General features: G+C 30.0%; 18 protein-coding genes and 4 tRNA genes. 4 read left to right on the top strand and 18 right to left on the bottom strand.

Annotated elements, in window-relative coordinates; translation table 11 throughout:
* Positions 1 to 59 precede the first annotated feature (59 nt).
* Genes QZ306_RS02340 through QZ306_RS02320 form a run of 5 tightly spaced genes read right to left on the bottom strand, consistent with a single transcriptional unit; the run spans position 60 to position 3,869 of the window.
* Positions 60 to 1,013 (bottom strand): TIGR01212 family radical SAM protein, encoded by a 954-nt coding sequence (locus tag QZ306_RS02340; RefSeq protein ID WP_295160521.1) that lies wholly within the window; start codon positions 1,011 to 1,013, stop codon positions 60 to 62.
* Between the two features lie 48 nt (positions 1,014 to 1,061).
* On the bottom strand, positions 1,062 to 1,514 hold the full coding sequence (locus QZ306_RS02335) for a DIP1984 family protein (protein WP_295160518.1): 453 nt from the start codon (positions 1,512 to 1,514) through the stop codon (positions 1,062 to 1,064).
* A gap of 29 nt (positions 1,515 to 1,543) precedes the next feature.
* Positions 1,544 to 2,143, bottom strand: a complete 600-nt coding sequence (locus tag QZ306_RS02330; RefSeq protein ID WP_295160516.1) for a RecX family transcriptional regulator — start codon at positions 2,141 to 2,143, stop codon at positions 1,544 to 1,546.
* A 58-nt stretch (positions 2,144 to 2,201) separates the two neighbouring features.
* Positions 2,202 to 2,702, bottom strand: a complete 501-nt coding sequence (locus QZ306_RS02325) for a YcxB family protein (protein ID WP_295160513.1) — start codon at positions 2,700 to 2,702, stop codon at positions 2,202 to 2,204.
* A 57-nt stretch (positions 2,703 to 2,759) separates the two neighbouring features.
* Positions 2,760 to 3,869: a glycosyltransferase family 2 protein gene (locus QZ306_RS02320; protein WP_295160510.1), complete on the bottom strand. Its 1,110-nt coding sequence runs from the start codon at positions 3,867 to 3,869 to the stop codon at positions 2,760 to 2,762.
* Between the two features lie 331 nt (positions 3,870 to 4,200).
* Between QZ306_RS02320 and QZ306_RS02315 the strand changes: the two genes are divergently transcribed.
* Positions 4,201 to 5,670 carry a S41 family peptidase gene (locus QZ306_RS02315; RefSeq protein ID WP_295160508.1) on the top strand — a complete coding sequence of 490 codons (1,470 nt, stop codon included), beginning with the start codon at positions 4,201 to 4,203 and terminating at the stop codon, positions 5,668 to 5,670.
* A 68-nt stretch (positions 5,671 to 5,738) separates the two neighbouring features.
* On the opposite strand, the gene QZ306_RS02310 is transcribed toward QZ306_RS02315, so the two are convergent.
* The 6 genes from QZ306_RS02310 to QZ306_RS02285 all read right to left on the bottom strand — a co-directional run bounded on the left by QZ306_RS02310 (position 5,739) and on the right by QZ306_RS02285 (position 8,733).
* Positions 5,739 to 6,875, bottom strand: a complete 1,137-nt coding sequence (locus QZ306_RS02310) for a VWA domain-containing protein (RefSeq protein WP_295160505.1) — start codon at positions 6,873 to 6,875, stop codon at positions 5,739 to 5,741.
* 67 nt (positions 6,876 to 6,942) lie between these two features.
* A complete protein-coding gene (locus QZ306_RS02305; protein ID WP_295160502.1) occupies positions 6,943 to 8,133 on the bottom strand; it encodes a hypothetical protein in 1,191 nt (396 codons plus the stop codon).
* Between the two features lie 81 nt (positions 8,134 to 8,214).
* Positions 8,215 to 8,288 (bottom strand) — tRNA-Arg (locus tag QZ306_RS02300).
* 155 nt (positions 8,289 to 8,443) lie between these two features.
* A tRNA-His gene (locus tag QZ306_RS02295) sits at positions 8,444 to 8,519 on the bottom strand.
* 64 nt (positions 8,520 to 8,583) lie between these two features.
* Positions 8,584 to 8,657: transfer RNA gene (locus tag QZ306_RS02290), tRNA-Arg, on the bottom strand.
* A gap of 2 nt (positions 8,658 to 8,659) precedes the next feature.
* Positions 8,660 to 8,733 (bottom strand) — tRNA-Pro (locus QZ306_RS02285).
* A gap of 159 nt (positions 8,734 to 8,892) precedes the next feature.
* Here QZ306_RS02285 and QZ306_RS02280 point away from each other — a divergent pair.
* The gene (locus QZ306_RS02280; protein WP_295160500.1) at positions 8,893 to 10,836 is read left to right on the top strand and encodes a fructose-1,6-bisphosphatase; all 1,944 of its coding nucleotides are present in this window, start codon (positions 8,893 to 8,895) and stop codon (positions 10,834 to 10,836) included.
* A gap of 17 nt (positions 10,837 to 10,853) precedes the next feature.
* On the opposite strand, the gene QZ306_RS02275 is transcribed toward QZ306_RS02280, so the two are convergent.
* Positions 10,854 to 11,432, bottom strand: coding sequence for a chromate transporter (locus QZ306_RS02275; protein WP_295160497.1), 579 nt, complete (start codon positions 11,430 to 11,432; stop codon positions 10,854 to 10,856).
* 17 nt (positions 11,433 to 11,449) lie between these two features.
* Positions 11,450 to 12,034, bottom strand: a complete 585-nt coding sequence (locus tag QZ306_RS02270; protein WP_295160494.1) for a chromate transporter — start codon at positions 12,032 to 12,034, stop codon at positions 11,450 to 11,452.
* A gap of 175 nt (positions 12,035 to 12,209) precedes the next feature.
* Here QZ306_RS02270 and QZ306_RS02265 point away from each other — a divergent pair, with 175 nt between their 5' ends.
* Positions 12,210 to 12,452, top strand: a complete 243-nt coding sequence (locus tag QZ306_RS02265) for a (2Fe-2S)-binding protein (RefSeq protein ID WP_295160492.1) — start codon at positions 12,210 to 12,212, stop codon at positions 12,450 to 12,452.
* A gap of 22 nt (positions 12,453 to 12,474) precedes the next feature.
* On the top strand, positions 12,475 to 12,939 hold the full coding sequence (locus tag QZ306_RS02260; protein ID WP_295160489.1) for a YbaK/EbsC family protein: 465 nt from the start codon (positions 12,475 to 12,477) through the stop codon (positions 12,937 to 12,939).
* Positions 12,940 to 12,975: 36 nt separating this feature from the next.
* Here QZ306_RS02260 and QZ306_RS02255 read toward each other — a convergent pair whose 3' ends face one another.
* The 5 genes from QZ306_RS02255 to mnmG all read right to left on the bottom strand — a co-directional run bounded on the left by QZ306_RS02255 (position 12,976) and on the right by mnmG (position 19,166).
* Positions 12,976 to 14,565 carry an arginine--tRNA ligase gene (locus QZ306_RS02255; RefSeq protein ID WP_295160486.1) on the bottom strand — a complete coding sequence of 530 codons (1,590 nt, stop codon included), beginning with the start codon at positions 14,563 to 14,565 and terminating at the stop codon, positions 12,976 to 12,978.
* Between the two features lie 86 nt (positions 14,566 to 14,651).
* Positions 14,652 to 15,371 carry a nuclease-related domain-containing protein gene (locus tag QZ306_RS02250; RefSeq protein WP_295160483.1) on the bottom strand — a complete coding sequence of 240 codons (720 nt, stop codon included), beginning with the start codon at positions 15,369 to 15,371 and terminating at the stop codon, positions 14,652 to 14,654.
* 23 nt (positions 15,372 to 15,394) lie between these two features.
* Positions 15,395 to 16,342 carry a transketolase C-terminal domain-containing protein gene (locus QZ306_RS02245; RefSeq protein ID WP_295160480.1) on the bottom strand — a complete coding sequence of 316 codons (948 nt, stop codon included), beginning with the start codon at positions 16,340 to 16,342 and terminating at the stop codon, positions 15,395 to 15,397.
* Positions 16,343 to 16,365: 23 nt separating this feature from the next.
* Positions 16,366 to 17,175 carry a transketolase gene (locus QZ306_RS02240; RefSeq protein ID WP_295160477.1) on the bottom strand — a complete coding sequence of 270 codons (810 nt, stop codon included), beginning with the start codon at positions 17,173 to 17,175 and terminating at the stop codon, positions 16,366 to 16,368.
* 137 nt (positions 17,176 to 17,312) lie between these two features.
* Positions 17,313 to 19,166: a tRNA uridine-5-carboxymethylaminomethyl(34) synthesis enzyme MnmG gene (gene mnmG / locus QZ306_RS02235; protein WP_295160474.1), complete on the bottom strand. Its 1,854-nt coding sequence runs from the start codon at positions 19,164 to 19,166 to the stop codon at positions 17,313 to 17,315.
* Between the last annotated feature and the right edge of the window lie 15 nt (positions 19,167 to 19,181).

Here is a 19,181-nt window from a genome sequence, read left to right as displayed (position 1 = left end):
ATCAAATAAGAATTAAAACCGTCTATATATGCAAATACTTTTTTCATATAAATACGCAATTAAATAATATATCTGCTTCCCTGAAATATGTTTTTTTCCTTCATTTTTTTTATTATAAGGCTTATAATCTGAGATTTGTTTTTTTTCCATTTCGGAGCTATTAAAGAGTCTCCTAAACTATCGCCTGTCAGACGCGCTATAATAATATCTGAGTTAGTAAAAGAAATAGCTTCCGCAGTTAAATCTATATAAAAATCTTCGTCTAAAACAGGAAAATAATATTCTTTATACATATTTTCAAAATAAGAACCTTTTACTATATCAAGCTGATGAAATTTTACAGCATCTACTTTAATAGAGGATACATCTTTAACTGTTTTAATCATATCTTCTCTGCTTTCCAATTCTATAATTTTTTTATCTTCATGATATGCAAATCTTTTAGGAAGACCGAATATTATATGAGCGCATATTATAATACTCGGATAATTTTTTTTTATATGCTTTACCTTATTAGAAAAAGACATATAATCATGTCCTCTGTTTATGAACTTAAGAGTTTCATCATTTGAAGACTGAATGCCCATCTCAAGCCAAATTTCTTTATTTGAGGAAACAGATAAATCATTTAGTTTTTTTAATACTTCTTCCTCAAGCATATCGCTTCTTGCCCCGAACATAAGACCTATGCAGTCATCAAAATATATTAATTTATATGCATACTTAAGAGATTCTTCTGAAGCCTGAGGCGACAGGGGAGTTCCCAATTGAAAATATCCGTAAAATCTGCTGTATCTGTTTTTATAATTTTTTACGCCGTTATTCCACTGATTATTAATATTTTCTTCCGATACATAAGGAGGCTTATAACTATTTAAGCTGCAGAATCTGCATCCTATGCCGTCATATTTATGTGCGCATCCGAAATCAGTGTCTAAAGATATTTTACCTGCCTTAAAGCCGTATTTATTTTTAATATAATCCGAAAAAAAATAACATATATTGCCGTTCATATTATAAATTATATCATAAAATTAAAGCCCATACAAATAATAGGCTTATTATAAATCGGTATTCCAAGAAGTTTTCTGTATCATAATATCAATATCATTATAGGCTTTTGATAATTTATCAAATTCATTTTGCATATCCTTTACATTAACTAATACTGTAATATTTATTTCATTTTTAGCATTTCTGTAATCTTTGCTGCTTACTTCTTTTAAAATAGTTTTATAAATATCAATTTCTCTTGAGAGCTTATCTCTTATATTAACTGCATCATATACGGATATTCCTATATCCAATTTTGCATTATTTTCTCTGTCTTTTATTTTAATAATTAAATCGGAAAGCTCATTATTAATTTCAATATATTCTTCTATTAAATCATTCGGATTCTCATTATTTTTATTATCTTCTTTTATTATAATATTGCTTTTTATTCTTTTCTTAAGATTATCCATTTTCTTTATATATTCTTCTTTTTTTATAATCGCTTCGCCTAATTTCATAAAATTATACACCTCATTAAAGTATACAGCTACCTTTTTTTATTTTTTAAATATCTAGAAAGCATCGTTTTTATTCTGTCATATTTAAATCCTTTTCTCATTAAAGATCTTATTATATAATCTTCTTTTTTATCCTTATTTTCATATATTTTATAATATTTTCTTACTGCATTTTTTAAAGCTCTGTCTTCTATTCTGCTGCTTATAGAGTTTTCGGCTTTTTCTATCAAAGATGTTTTAATACGGCATTTTTTTAAATAATCTATAATATGCCTTTTGCTTTTTCCTTTAAGCTTTAAGCTATTAACAGCAATCTTTACAAATCTTTTATCGTCTATAAGATCATATTCTTTGCAGTAATTAACGGCATAATTAATAAATCTTTTTTTATGCCCCTTCTTTATAAGCTTATCTCTGAGCATTCCTTCGCTTACAAAAGATCTTTTCAAAACGGATACTGCTGATTTTCTGGCGGCGCATTCAAAAGCTTTGAGTCTTATATGAGGTATCTCTTCATATTCAAGCTCCATACCCTCATATAAATCAAGCTCATAAAGTCCGTTTTTGGGTATAGTAAAAATATCTCCGCCTGATACTTTAATATATGCCTTACCGCCTTTTAATTTCATTTTTAAAATAACCATATAAATAATAGTATAATAAATAAATAGTTTTTCAAGTATTAAGTCATAATAAAAAATCCGTATCTCCGCTTTTAATACAGCTCTTAGGAATAATAATTGCAGACATATCATCTGTATAAAAGAATATGCATTTTAAAGTGCATTCTATTTTTTTTATTTCATTTCTTTTAAACTCGCTTGCTCCTCTCTCTTCTTTAAAAACTATTTTATCATCATAAATAATCAGCTCTTTAATTCCTAAAACTTTATCCAGTTTTCCGCTTCTTATATACTCCCTAACTTTTTTAATTATTCTTTTTTCCAAACGCTTTTTATATGTAAGTATTTGAATAACAGAAAATAATAAAATCAGCAATGCCGCTGCAGATATCATAAATGCATTGCCTCTGAAATATAAAACCGAAGATGAAAATACTATAATATAAAGTGCGGCAAGTATAATAATAGTTTTTTTTACGGATAATTTTATATTTGATTTTAAATAATGCATTTGAAAATCTATAAAATGATCTTCTGTTAATATGTATTTATATTCTTTTATCATTAATACGCCTTTTAATTATGGTATTAAAATATTTAATTTTTATAAGTATAATATTTTTTATTTCCAATTTTTATATGCAAGCCTATCAAGAGCATATTTTTTATATTTCTCTCTTAAGGTTATTGAAGGGAGCCACCAAGCCTTATTAAATACTCTTTTCTTTAACCGTTCTATTTTTTCCATATACATATTATAATCTTCATAAGTTTTCATTATAAAAAGACTATAGGCATAAAATGCATGCTTATCTCTGTCTATTTCAGGATTTAATTTTTTCATTAATTCATGACATTTTTTATAGAATTCATCCTTATTTGAAGCTTTATAATTATTAAATACAAATAAAAAAGAATTGAAATTATAATAATTGGATTCTTTTAATAGGTTAATATTTTTTTCTTTATAGAAGTTAAATATATTGCTGAATACAGATAATGCATCTGATACAGTTTTCTCATCTTTCTCTATAGAATGAACCGCTGATGATTTTCTTTGAACATAATAATATTCAGCATTATTATTGTAATACATTTTTGGATTATAAACTAAATATTTATAAAAAAAATCACTGTCTTCAGCTACTATATAATTTTGGAATTTCAAAAAATTATTTGTAATAAAATCTTTTTTAAATATTTTATTTACACTTGAAACCAATGGATATTCGGGAGTATTTTCTTTTTCTATTGTGCTTACATTAAAATTGCTTATACCCTCAAAACATTTATCTTTAAAATCTTTTTTCCATCTTTTTAATCTGTTATGATAATAAGGTTTTATATATCCTTTGCTTCCATTAACTGTATATATATTGTTTGTAAAAACGATATCTGCATCATATTTTTTTGCCGTAGTATATAGATTTTCCAAATAATTACTTTCTATAAAATCATCAGAATCTATGAAAGAGATATATTCTCCATTACTTAAATCAATACCTATATTTCTTGAAAAACCTACACCGATATTATCTTCATTATTTATAAATTTTATTCTATTATCTTTTTCAGCGTATTCTTTTATTATATTCCCGCAATTATCAGCAGAGCAGTCATTAATACATATTATCTCTGTATCTTTTAAAGTTTGATTTATAATGCTCTCCAAACATTTTTTTAAATATTTTTCAACATTGTAAATCGGAAGCACAACGGAAACTTTTATCATAATTCAAAGCCTATATAAATAATAATAATATTTTTTCATAATATAATTTTAATAAAAAATATGCATTTTGATTATACTTAAATAATACAGATTTTTCAACGGCGCTTTTTATTATTCTTTATTTATATTATTATTTTATATATGAAAACTTTTTATAAATACAGTAAGAAAAATAACAGAAGTATATTATTAAAAATTAAAAGTTTTCATATATAATTTTTTTACTATTTATGTTATAATTTATTTATATTATAAGCGAGCCGAAAACTGCATAGGCAATTAAAAATGATTATAGCCAAGTTCAAGCAATAACAACAATAAGGATAAAAACATGATAAAAAACAAAGAAAGGCTTTTATGGATATTTCTTTTAATTTTTGTGGCGGCAGTTTCTTTTTTTAATTTTAAAAGCCCGTCTCTTGCAATAGCCCAGCAGGGAAAGGCTCAGTCCGACAATGATTTTTATTATTACAGCAGATTATTTCAGAAAGTTTTCGCTACTTTGCAGCAGAACTTTGTTGATACCAATAATGTAACTACAAAAAAATTAATGTACGGCGCTATAAAAGGAATGCTTGAGGCTACCGACGATCCTTTTACATTTCTTCTTGATGAGGAATTAAATACAGCATTAAATACGGAAATGTCAGGAAGATACGGCGGAGTTGGACTCTCAATTTCAAAAAATGCCGATAAAGGCTTGATGGTAGTCTCTCCCATAGAGGACGGTCCCGGAGAAAAAGCAGGCATTTTATCGGGAGATATAATAACCGAGATAGACGGAAAAAGCACAAAAGATATGTCCGTTGATAATGCGGCTAATATTATGAGAGGAAAAGAGGGTACGAAAGTTACTCTTACAATAATAAGAGACGGAGTTTTAGAGCCTATTAAATATCCTCTAACCAGAGCAATAATAGAAATAAAAAGCGTAAAATATAAAATGGCTGACAGTAATATAGGCTATATAAGAATTACCACTTTCGGAGATGATACTGCTAAAGACTTGGAAAATGCCTTAATAGACTTGAAAAATCAGGGTATGAAAAAGCTTATTCTTGATTTGAGAAATAATCCGGGCGGAAGACTTGACACAGCCATTAATATAGCGGAGGAGTTTTTAACCGAAGGCAAAATAGTTTATACCAGAGGAAGAACTAAAAATGAAAATCAGGACTATTATGCTTCTAAAAAAGGCGATGAATGGCTGAGCGGAGATATGATTGTACTTGTAAATCAATACAGCGCTTCGGCATCTGAAATACTTTCAGGAGCTTTGCAGGACAGCAAGAGAGCCAAGCTTCTAGGCGAAACTACATTCGGAAAATTCAGCGTTCAGTATGTGCTTCCTCTAGATACAAGAGATAATACTTCTTTTAAATTCACAGTTGCGCATTATTATACCCCTAACGGAAGAAGACTTCATGGAAAAGGTATTACTCCGGACTTCATTGTTGTGGAGCCTAAACTCAGTGCTTCGGATATAACAGCTTTAACAGAGCTCAGAAAAGGAGAAGAGATATCAGCTTATGTTAAAAAATATCCTAATGAAAACTCAGATTCTCAGGCTCTGCCTTCTTTTAAAGAAGAGCTCAGAACAAAAAATATAATGCCAAGCGATTATCTCTTAGAGCGTTTAATATATAATGAAAGAAATTTGGACAATTATAAAGAAATATATGATCTCCGTTATGATAAGCAGTTAAAAGCGGCAATTGAATATTTACAGACAGGCAAAGAGCCTCCTCAGGATAAAGAAGCACCCAGAGATAATTGGTCAAATGAAAATGAAGACAATTAATTAAATACAATATTTTTTAAGGCGTTAATATATTTTATATTTGCGCCTTTTATTTTTGCATGTAAGTTTCAAGATATTACGGAGCTTATCCAATTTGAAAGCTCATTCGGAGTTAAAGCCGCAACTTTAGCGCCTATTTTTGCAAATTTCTGTGCGGCATTTTTATCATAGCTTGCATTCGAATTATAATCTAAAGCGGTAAGAATAAAAAGCTTTGAACCAGATTCTATTATATCCCCTGCGCTTTTATACATATATTTATAATCATTGCCGTCATATAAATCGCTTATCAAAAGAACTATAGTTTTATCAGAATTAACCGTTATTTTTCTTGAATACTCCAAAGCCTTTACTATATCCGTACCGCCGCCTAACTGAACTTTAAACAATATATCTATAGGATCTTTTACATAATCGCTTAAATCAACTATAGCTGTATCAAATATAACAATCTTTACAGATAAATACGGCAGGTTTGCAAATATGGAAGCCATTATTATTGTATATATTATGGAATCAAACATAGATGCGCTTTCATCTATCAATATTATAATATGCCATGGATTATATTTTTTAATATTTTGATTGAAATATAATTTATCCATAAATATAATCTTATATTCCGTATTATAGTTTTTCAAATTATTTCTTATAGTTTTTTTTATGTCCAGATTTTTAAATATTTTATTATTGGAATAGGAGTTCGGCATCTTTTTACCATAAAACACTTTTTTTATATCGCTTTCCATTTTCTTTTTTATATCTTCAACAACTTTTTTTACAATACTATATGCAAGTTTTTTTACTTTTCCATCCATCATATCTTTAAATGCGAGTATATTTTTTAAAAGATCCATATTAGGCTCCATCTCTTTTAAAATATTCTCGTCTGTAAGCATTTCTGTCATATTGTATTTTTCTAATGCATGACTTTGCATTATCTCAACTGTTTTTTTAGGAAATAATTTTTTTATTCTTGAAACCCATACAGGTACAGTTAATTTCGACGCTTCTTTTCCGCCTTCTTTTACATTATCAAAATCGGCATATCCCGCATTTTCTCCGTATACTCTGCCGTATAAAAAATCTAAGGCTTCATCAGTTTCTGAGTATGCGCTGTCAATATTAATATTATCATTGGCAAAGCTTCCAAGAATTAAGCGCCATCTATTTAAATTTTTATAATCCGTACTTTCCTTTTTCATTTAATTATAATATAATTAAAAATATAAAAAATCAATAAGGCTAAATTAAATATTATTAAAATAGAAATCAGAATTTATATATATAGATATCTATGCCGTTATCCTGCAATGCTTTGGAGGAATTTATCTTAAAAGCTCTGTTGCAGTCTTCTATTGATTTATCAAAATATGCTTTATCTCCTGAGTTTTTATATTTATGAAAATAAAGCATGCTTCTATTATTAAGCGCATATATATTATTTCTGTCATTTTTCATAATTTCTTCATAATCATTTAAAGCTTTTTCAAATATATTTTCATCTGTGCTCATCTTATACTTTACCAAATATAAGGCGGCTCTGTTGTTAATAAGCTCGGTATCCAAATGATTGCGGGATAACGCATCATTAAATATAATTAATGCCGTTTCATAATCTTCTTCCGTTTTTTTAAGCTCATATTTTAACGAATATAAAACGGCTCTGTTGTTTAAAATATTTTCACTGTGATTATAAAGAGATAAAGCATATTCAAAATATTTATCAGCTTTTTTAAAATGTTCGCTTTTATTTTCTTTTAAATATATTTTAGTATATGAAATACCCGCCCCGTTTAAAGTTAAATAATTTCTGCCGTCCAATTGAAACATTTTTTCGGTAATTTCCAATGCATTTTCGTATCTGGAATTTTTTATTTCCTTTGCCAAGCTTTTATACATTTCTTCTATCTCAGCTTTTATGCTATCGCTTAAAGAAGAATCTATAACATAGCCTATAGGATTTGCCGTATGCATATTATCATTATTTTTATTGCCTGAAGATATTTTATCAGCATTATGCGTATTATTTGAAGAATAGGATACAGTTATATCATTATTTGTAAAATTGACAATCAAAGTCAGTATAAACATAAGCACCGCTACAAAAACTAAAGCATAAGTGGTGTTTCTTCTGGCTGCTTTCATAGTATAGTCTATATAAAACTTAAGAGAATTATAATGAGGCGTGATGCCCAGTCTTACCTGTTCTTTAACCAGATTTGTAAACCTATCTGCCGTATCATGATTATTAAGCTCATCTTTAAAAAAAGCTCCTATCATATCGGTATATTTGCTTTCCATTCTAAGAGACAGGGAATTTGTAAAATGTTCTAATTCTTTTTTGATGCTTTTAGAAACTTCCGTACTGTATATATTATATGTAATGGAAAATACTAAAAGTATTAACGGAAATAGTATTAATATAAATAAATTAAATTTCTTTACAGTTTTTTCATTCATTTTCTATAAAAACCTTTGCTTTCCATTACAAATTGATAATTATTTTAACTATATTAATTAAGCAACCAATTTTTTTTAAAACGCGTCTGAGAGGATTCGAACCCCCAACCGGCGGAACCGAAATCCGCTGCTCTATCCAATTGAGCCACAGACGCAGTTAAATCAGACATAATTATCGGCAATTATGAACTATAGTTTATAAACCGCCTTTAAATAAATTATATCTATTTTATTTTAATGTCAATATATTTTGCTAGAAAAATTTGAATATTACCTATAGAAAATATTTTTTTAATAATTTAAATAGTATGGGCGAAAGACGGGGCTTGAACCCGCGACATCCAGATCCACAATCTGGCGCTCTAACCAACTGAGCTACATTCGCCGTATTAAAATAAAAACATTACGATTACATAACAACCGTTTTTTAAGCCGTATAATTACAGCATACGCGCCAGACAGGAATCGAACCTGTAACCTACTGCTTAGAAGGCAGTTGCTCTATCCAATTGAGCTACTAGCGCATTCGGGATGGTGAGACTCGAACTCACAACCCCCTGCTCCCAAAGCAGGTACGCTAACCAATTACGCTACATCCCGTTAAATTATGTTTATTAATTATATAATAATTATTTTTTTTGTCAACATTTTTGCATATAATAAATTTATCATAATTAAATGCATCATTTGATGCTGTTCTGTAGATTTGCAGATATTTTTGTATATAATATTATTATATAATAAGCGGAGTTTTTTATTATGAGAGATAAAGATTATTTGGAATTATTATCAAGAAAGTATCCGACAATAGATGATGCATCTGTGGAAATTATAAATCTGAAGGCAATATCCAAGCTGCCTAAAGGAACGGAATATTTTCTAAGCGATATACATGGAGAATCGGACGGATTTGAATATTTAATAGGAACCTCTTCAGGAGTAATAAGAGAGAAAATAGAACTGCTTTTTAAAAACACTTTGCCGGAATATGACAGAGTGGAGCTTCAGATATTGATAGTGGATACTAAGAATTTAATAAATAAAAAATCGGTAAATGCAGATTTTGCAGATTGGTGCAGAATAACTATATACAGACTTATAAGAATATGCAAACTTGTAACAAGCAAATATACAAGGTCAAAAATAAGAAAGAAAATGCCGCCTAACTTCGCATATATACTAGATGAGCTTCTTCAGACAGACTCAGAAGAAAATAAAGAGAATTACTACTTTTCAATTATAGATGCTATTATTGAGGTATCAGCAGCAGATAAATTTATATTGGCATTATGCCAGCTTATACGCCAATGCAGTGTAGACAGGCTTCATATTGCAGGCGATATATATGACAGAGGACCTCACCCAGATAAAGTAATGGATAATATAATGATGTTTAACGATGTAGATATTGCTTGGGGAAATCATGATATACATTGGATGGGAGCGGCTAAAGGAAGCTTAATATGCGTTGCTAATGCCGTACGCTTGGCTATAAGATATAATAATTTTGATCTTTTAGAATACAGCTACGGTATTAATCTGAGATCCTTATCATCTTTTGCAAATGATATTTATAAAGATGATCCATGCGAAGTTTTTAAGCCTAAAACATTAGATAAAAATATTTATGATGAAGTAGATAAAGATCTTGCAGCTAAAATGCATAAGGCAATATCAATAATACAATTCAAATTGGAATGCCAGCTTATAAAAAGACACCCTAATTATGAAATGGATGAGAGAATACTTCTTGATAAAATAGATTATGATAAAGGCACTATATCAATAAATAATAAAACCTATGAACTTAAAGATAAGTATTTTCCTACAATAGACAGGAATAATCCTTTTGAGCTTACCGACGGAGAAAATACTCTTATACAGACTTTAGCATTCTCTTTTATGAATAGTCAGACGCTTCAGAGACATATTAATTATATATATGCAAAAGGAGGAATATATAAAATATTTAACGGAAATCTGATATATCATGGATGCATACCCACAAGGGAAGACGGATCTTTTGATGATGTTTATATAGATAATCAATACTTATCTGGAAGAAAATATTTAAATCAGGCTGAAGATAAAGTAAGAAAGGCATTCTATTCCGAACAGGGAAGCGAAGAGCAGCTTAATGCCCTTGATTACTGCTGGTATTTATGGTGCGGACCTAAATCGCCGCTTTTCGGAAAAAATAAAATGACCACATTTGAAAAATATTTTATAGATAATGAGGAAGTTAATAAAGAACATTATAATCCGTATTATTATCATATAGACTGCAAGGAATACTGTCAGAATATTTTAAGAGAATTTGAATTGGATATTAAAAAATCTCATATAATTAACGGACATGTTCCTGTAAAAACCCATAAGGGAGAGAGCCCTATAAAAGGAGGCGGAATACTTCTTGTTATAGACGGCGGATTATCAAAAGCATATCATAAAAATACGGGAATAGGGGGATATACTCTTATTTCAAACTCCAATATGATGATGATAGCTGAGCACAGACCTTTTACGGAAGTAGCTGAATCGGGATTTAAACTAACTCCTAAATCAATAATAGTTGAAATATTTGTAAAGAGAATCACAGTAGGCGAAACAGATATCGGAAATCAGCTTGAAAAAAGAATAAAAGATTTATCCGAACTTCTGAACGCTTACAGAAACGGCATAGTAAAAGAAAAAGTAAACTGACATCTTATAGAATATTATCAGTACAGAATTATTCCCAAAACGGCAGAAATTATAATTATAACCAAAATAGGTACTTTTTTTATCTTCAGAAAAATTGATAAAACAAATATAAATATTCCTATAGGGCTTATATATTTAAAAATATTCTGAATAAAATCAATATTTCTTAAAATTGAAGTTTCTGTAAGCTGAACAAAAAATGCATCTTTGGAAAAAGTTATAACTGCGGATGCTATCAAGGCAACTGCGCATACTCTAAGTGCATTCATAATACTATTAAACTGCTCATTATTTTTTACGAAGCAGAAAAACTTTGATACTATCATCGTTATAATAAAAGCAGGAAGAAATATGCCGAAAGTCGCCGTAAAAGAACCCAAAACTCCCGCAACTTTATATCCTACAAATGTAGCCGAATTAACAGCAATAGGTCCCGGTGTTATTTGAGATATGGCAACTAAATTTGAAAACTCAGAAGATGTTATCCAGCCGTACTCCTCCAATACTCCTAAAAGCAATGCTATAATGGCATAGCCTCCTCCGTAAGTAAAAAATCCTAGTTTGGCAAATACATAAAAAAGTCTTGCATATATCATAATAAAAAATCCTCTTGCTATTTGTTTATAATATATTTATTAATCATATAATAAATAGATCCTGTTAAAGCGGAAATAAGCAATGCATATATAACATTTAAATTAAAAAATACCACCAATACAAAACTGAATATAAACAGAATAACAGTAAAAGCATCTTTCATTACCTGTTTTCCCATACCGAAAGCAGATAAAAGTATAAGACCTGCAATAGCTCCTCTTATGCCCAAGAAGGCTTTATTAACATATTGAGTATCCTGAAATCTTTCAAATATAGGCGCTATCATAAGTATTATTATAAAAGAAGGCGTCATAACTCCTATTCCAGCCATTATGCCTCCCAATATTCCAGCCGTTTTAAATCCTGTGAGAAGAGATGTATTTATAGCAATTACACCTGGTATGCTTTGGGCTAGGGCAAATATATCTATAATTTCATCTTTGCTCAAAAACTTTCTTTTATTTACAAACTCTTCCTCCATTATTGGAAGCATAGCAAGACCTCCTCCTATGGTAACAAGCCCTATATAAAAAAAAGAAAAAAACATAGTATGCCAAGAAACTTTTTTATAAGTCTCTTTTTTATTTAAATTACTATACATATATTATCCGTATATAAAATATTTATAAACTATAAATTATATTATATTTAATTATTGTCAATAAAAAAATAGCAGTTTACATAATTGATTTTTTATAAAAATATTATATACTGTTATTCTACATATTTTAATATTATTTATATGTTAATGCATATATAAAAAATCGGAGAAATATATGGAATATGATGTGGAGTATTTAAAAAATCAAACTTCAATTAATTATAACAAAACATTATGCTTTTGTAAAAATGTATCTTACAGAGATGCATACAGAGTAATATCCGAAAACAAATTAATAAAATTGGAGGATTTGGCAGAAAAAACTCATGCATCTACAGGATGCGGAGAATGCAAAGACAGAGCAGCAAGCTTATTAAAATATGCAGAAAAAAATAATTATGAAGAATTAAATATTTAATAAAAACAGGGCGGCGTCTGTTATGAATGAAAGAGTACTTAAGGCTTTGAAAGAGCTTAATATAGAATACAGAGAATTTGAAGAGGCGGGAGTTACAAAAACCGTTGATGATGCGGCTAAAACTCTCAATATAGAAAGAGGGCAGGTTGCAAAATCAATATTAGTTAAGCCTTCTAAAAAAGATAACTTTGCTATGATTATAGCTTCTGGGGATAAAAAAATATCCTCCAAAAAAATGCGCATATATTTCAATTGTAAAACAAGCTTTGCAAATGCTGAAGATACATTAAATATCACTGGATTTACTTTTGGGGGAGTATGCCCTTTCGGTATAGATAAAAATATAGATGTGCTTATTGATAAAAGCATGAAGCGCTTTGAAGATCTTTATATAGCCTGCGGAAGCGACAGCTCTTTAGCTAAAATGAGCTATGAAGAAATACTTGAAAAAATATCAGCTGAAGAAGTTGACTTAACAGAAAATTAAAGTAATGTTTTTGTAAAACTATAAATTAAGATTAAATCAATTGTCAGACCACATTTTTTCTATTTTTGATATTCCTATTATATCAAAACAGATGCCTAATATTTTTTTTACGGCTTTTACAAGAGTAAGTCTCTCCTGCCTTATATCATCATTATCTTCCAAAACTATATTTTCATAGTAGAATCTATGCAAAGCTCCCGATACTTCATAAATATAATTGATAAATGAATATACCTCCAAAGATTTAGCGCTTTCTTCTATCTCATCTGGAAACCTTAATATAATTTTAGTAAGCTTCAAAGAACTTTCATCTGCAATTTTTGAAATATCAAAAGGCTTCTCATCATCATAATACATATTTTTTTCTTTAAGCTTAAAGAATATATTGCATATTCTTGCATAAGCATACTGCACATAATAAACAGGATTATTATTATCCTTTTTTTTAGCAAGCTCCAAATCGAAATCCAAAGAGCTTGAATATGAACGCATAAGAAGAAAATATCTTGCAGAATCAACTCCTATCTCATCAATAACATCTTCAAGACTTATCATATCCCCAGTTCTCTTGCTCATTCTCACTAATTCGCTTCCCCTGTAAAGACGCACAAGCTGACCTAATATTACTTTTAAAGAAGCCTTATCTTGGCTTAATGCCCTTACCGCCGCTGTAATTCTCGGAACATAGCCATGATGATCGGCGCCCAATATATCTATTAAAAAGCTATATCCTCTGTCTATTTTATTTTTATGATAGGCTATATCTGGAGCGAAGTATGTATATCCGCCCGCACTTTTTTTTACAACTCTGTCTTTATCGTCTCCGTATCTTGTGCTTCTGAACCAAACGGCATTATCCTCTTCAAATAAAAGCCCCTCCTTATCTAAAAACTCCATAGCTCTTTCAAGTTCTCCGCTTTCTCTTATTTTAAGCTCGGAGGCATAATTATCCATATGAGTTCCGAATTTTTCTAATAATTTTTTCTGACTTTCCAATATAATATCTTTAGGAATGCCTTCCTGTTTTGCAACATCATTTATATATTTTCCATGATATCCGTCTTCAGGAATTTCTTTTCCTTCTTTTGCCGCATTAATGCTTTCATTTAATTTATTTATCTGTTCGCCGGCATCATTAACATAAAACTCCTGATAAACTTCATGTCCTGCATATTTAAGAATATTTGATAAAGCACTTCCTATAGCAGCCCATCTGCCATGCCCTATATGAAGAGGACCTGTAGGATTAGCGCTTACATATTCAACTAATATCTTCTTTTTATCTTCCGCCGTATTTCTGCCGTAATTATCATTATTTAAAAGATCATTAATGCATTCGTTTATATAATCATAAGATAATGTTAAATTTATGAAGCCGGGTTTAGCCGCCTCTATTTTTTCAAAATATTTTCTATCTATTTTTTTAATTATTGAATTTGCTATTTCAAAAGGATTCTTCTTTAAAGCTTTTGCAATCCTCATGGCAATGGGGCATACATAATCGCCGAATCTGTCCTCTGCGGCATATCCTATTTCTATATAATAATCTATATCTTTTACTTTTAAATCGCTTAGATATTCGGCTAAAGCCTCTTTTAATATATTTGAGATAATTTTTTTCAGCATAATTTCTCCGTATTATATTTTTAAGTATGCAGAGTATATCAAAGATTTTAAGTTGTGCAAGTACGGACATAATTAATAAATATAATCTATCTTTTTAATGTAAACCTGCAGTTAGGATAATTACAGCATCCGTAAAACTTTCCGTATTTACCCTCTCTCAAAACTAATTTTCCTTTACATCTTGGGCATATAAGATTATCCATTTCTATTTTTATTTTATTTATATTTTCTATATGTTCGGATTTAGAAATATCTTTATTAGCGGAAATTAATTTATTATAAATATTATTAATATCTTCAATACTGTAATTAGAACCGCTGTTAAAATTTTCTAAATAATTTTTTAAATCGCATAAATTTATTACATTGCTTATATTAATTTTATCCGCATTATTTTGAGTAAATACTATTATAGAATGAACATTATAATTATTTCCTAATATTTTTTTTATATAAAATGCATGCGATTTATTTTGTTTAACTGGATTATAAAAATAATTCTTTTTTCCATTTCTTAAGCATTGCACCCATTTCTGACTATTTTCGCTTCCGAATATAAATCCGCTGTAATTTTTAGTTTCTATGCAGAATATACCGTTATGTCTTATTTCAATATGATCTATCTGATGACTTCTTCCATTATCATCATAAATCATTAAATTATTTATTTGTCTATGCTGAGTTTTTTCAAAAAAAATCGGATTTAAAACATAATCTACTTTTTTCTCTCCGATAATCCCTTTTATATAATTAGATTTAAAAACATCTGCAGAAATTATTCTAAATAAATAATTAAATAATCCCATATCTTAAGTTTAATAAGGCAAAACTATTTTATAACTTCTTTTACTTTTTTAAGGACATTTACTGCCGAAACGCCGTATTTTAATTTAAGCTCCGAAGATTTTCCTGATTCCGTAAATACATCATCGCAGCCCGCTATTTTCAAAGGAGCAAAGTCCTTATACCCTGCAAGAACTTCAGCAAAAGCGCTTCCCAATCCGCCTATAATACTATGATTTTCTAATGTAACCATGCATTTTACTTTTTCTGCATAATTTAAAATATTTTCAGTATCCAAAGGCTTTAAAGAGCGTACATGTATCAAATGATATGTTATATTATTCTTCTCCAATAAATTAGCCGCCTCTATAGCCTGCTCAAATGAAGATCCTTCAAAGAATAATGCAACATCATCGCCTGTAGAATTAATAACCTTATTTGTAATATTAAAATCGGCTTCTTCAAAAGAACCGTACATAATAGGGACAGGTTCTCTTGCAACCCTCACATAATAAAGCCCTTTATTATGTAAAGCATAACTTACGGCTGATTTTACATCATTCTCATCTGAAGGAAGAAGTATATTCATATTAGGCATGCATCTCATCAATGCCAAATCCTGAGTAGCCTGATGGCTTGCCCCGTCAGGTCCGGCATCCAAACCAGGGTGAGTTGCTATTATTTTAATATCGGCTTTAGCATAAGCAGCCTGCCTTATCTGAGTCCATACGGTTGCGCTTGCAAATATTGCAAAATTAACATATACTGGAAGCATTCCTTCCAAAGCCAAACCAGTAGCCGCACTTAAAGAACTCTGCTCTCCTATTCCGAGCTCCCAATAATTATTAGGATAAGTTTTCGACACATCGTATGATGATGTGGAAGTTCCCAAATCATTATCTATAACTATAATTTTATTGTTTTTTTCTATTAAGCTTGTTAAATGCTTTCCGATTACAGCTCTCGGAGCGGAAGTTTTTTCTATATTTATCATAAATTTAATTCCTTAATAATAATTTACATATCTAAATCTTTTTTTGCCTGTTCATAATCTTTATCGCCTATTGTAAGAGAATGGCTGTTCGGATTATTCTCTAAAAAAGAAATCCCTTTTCCTTTTACAGTTTTCATAATAATTGCTGTTGGTTTTCCGCTAAGCTTTTCCATCTTATCCAAAGCCTCCAAAACCTCCTGCATATTGTTTCCGTCTTTTACCGATATAACATTCCAATTAAATACTGAAAATTTATCCTCCAATGAACCTAAATTAATAACTTCATTTACAGGGTCATGAGATGATAAGCCGTTATTATCTATAATAGCCACTAAATTATCCAATTTAAAATGAGCAGCCTGCTGTGCCGTTTCCCATATTTGTCCCTCATGCATCTCAGCATCTCCGCATAAAGCAAATATTTTATTTTTATTATTATTCATTTTTCTGGCATACGCCATACCCATAGCAACGGCAAGCCCCTGACCTAAAAGTCCCGTATTCATTTCGGTTTCTGATATTTTATTTATATCTGGGTGCCCCTGAAGACGACTTCCTATATGCTTTAAAGTTTTTAATTCTTCCGTATCTATTATATTTTTATCGGCTAATATTGCATACTGCATAACAGCTGCATGTCCTTTTGATAAAACAAAGCGGCATCTATTGGGATCCTTAAAATCATTAATATATCGGTCATATACGGCAACAGACATGTCCATAGCCGATAATGATCCTCCTATATGCGCAACAGATTTTGAATCGTAAACCATTTTTAAAAGCATCTGCCTGCATTTCTTAGCCTTTTTTTGTAATTCTTCTACTGAACTCATTAAATATCTCCTGATTTTATTTATAGAAATAATTAAAATACATAGATAATTATATAAATTAATCTTAAAAAATCAATTTATTTATAAAAATTAACGCCTCTATTTAAAACAAAAATCAGATAATGTATTTATAATTTTTAAGTATATTTTTTATTGGTAAGCGCCAATATAAGAATATGCACAACGGATTTATCTACTTCGGGTATTCTCAAAGCCTGCGATATATTATAGGGCTTATACTGCTTTAATTTATTAACTGCATCTTTTTTTACGCTCTTTAAAGAAGAATAATCAAAATCATTCGGTATAATCATGTTTTCATACTTTTCAATATCCTTTATTTCATTTAAATATCTTGAAATATATCCCTCATACTTAATATATATTTCTGCATTCTCCAAAACATTTTCATTATATTCGCCTTCTATCAAATGCTTAAGCATATTAATACCGCATTCGGGGCGCTTTATTACAGAGGCTAAACTCATACTTCGGTATTCCTCCGCCTCTTTTTTAAATCCCAAAGATTCGGCTTCCCTTTTAGTAAGAGTGCGTTTACTTAGATAATCTGCAAGTATCTGAGTTTTTTGTTTTTTATCTCTTACTTTATAAAGTCTTTCTTTATCTGCCAATCCTATATTATAAGAAAGCTCTGTTAATCTTTCATCGGCATTATCCTGTCTTAAAAGCATTCTATGTTCCGCCTGAGATGTAAACATTCTATGAGGCTCTTTTGTACCCTTAGCCGTTAAATCATCAATTAAAACACCTATATATCCGTCGCTTCTTTTTAATATAAACGGAGATTCTTTTTTTATTTTTAAACAAGCATTTATTCCAGCCATAAGTCCCTGACATGCCGCTTCCTCATATCCGCTTGTTCCGTTAATCTGTCCTGCTAAAAATAAGCCTTCTATTTTCTTCGCTTCCAAAGTAGGTTTTAACTCTATGGGATTAACATAATCATACTCCACCGCATAAGCTGGCTTTAATATTTTCGCCTCCTCCAATCCTTTTAAAGCTCTTATCATTTTTATCTGTATTTCTTCAGGAAGGCTTGAAGAAAAACCGTTTATATAAACTTCGTTTGTCCTATAGCTTTCCCGCTCTAAATGAAGCTGATGTCTCGGCTTATCTGCAAATCTTATAACTTTATCTTCTATGCTTGGACAGTATCTGGGACCTATGCCTTTTATGGCACCGCTGTACATAGGCGAAAGATGAATATTATTCTGTATAATCCTATGAATATTTTCATTTGTATATGTTATATAGCATGGCTCCTGAACTATATCTATTTTTTCATCTAAAAAAGAAAAAGGGATTATTTTATCATCTCCTTTCTGAACTTCAAGAATATCAAAATTAATAGAATTATAATCTATTCTTGCAGGCGTACCCGTTTTTAATCTGCCTACTTCAAATCCTAAGCTTCTTAGATTATCCGAAAGACCTATAGCGGGAAGCTCTCCTATTCTGCCTGCAGGTTTCTGATATCCTCCTATATGAATAAGTCCGTTTAAAAAAGTTCCTGCGGTAAGTATGGCAGCTTGGCATTCGTACTCTCTGCCTCTTTCTGTTCTAAGTCCTTTAAGCGTATTATTTTCGGTTATAATTTCAGTTACAATATCCTGATGAATGGCAAGATTTTTTTCAGAGTACAGAGTTTTAGAAGCCTCATCTTTATATGCATATTTATCAGCCTGCGCACGCGGAGCCCATACGGCTTTACCCTTGCTTCTGTTAAGCATTCTGAACTGCATCATAGTTTTATCTATTAAAATACCCATCTCTCCGCCTAATGCATCTATTTCTTTAACAATAGTTCCTTTAGCAACGCCTCCTATAGAAGGATTGCATGACATCTGTCCTATGGTATCAAGATTAATAGATATAATAAGAGTATTCATACCGAGTCTGGCTGATGAAAGAGCTGCTTCTATTCCTGCATGGCCTGCTCCTGCTACTATAACATCGTATTTATTATTCATACTATAAATATCCTA

It is taken from the genome of uncultured Brachyspira sp., assembly GCF_910588665.1.
Classification (GTDB): domain Bacteria; phylum Spirochaetota; class Brachyspiria; order Brachyspirales; family Brachyspiraceae; genus Brachyspira.
This window is presented reverse-complemented; position numbering and strand designations above follow the sequence as displayed.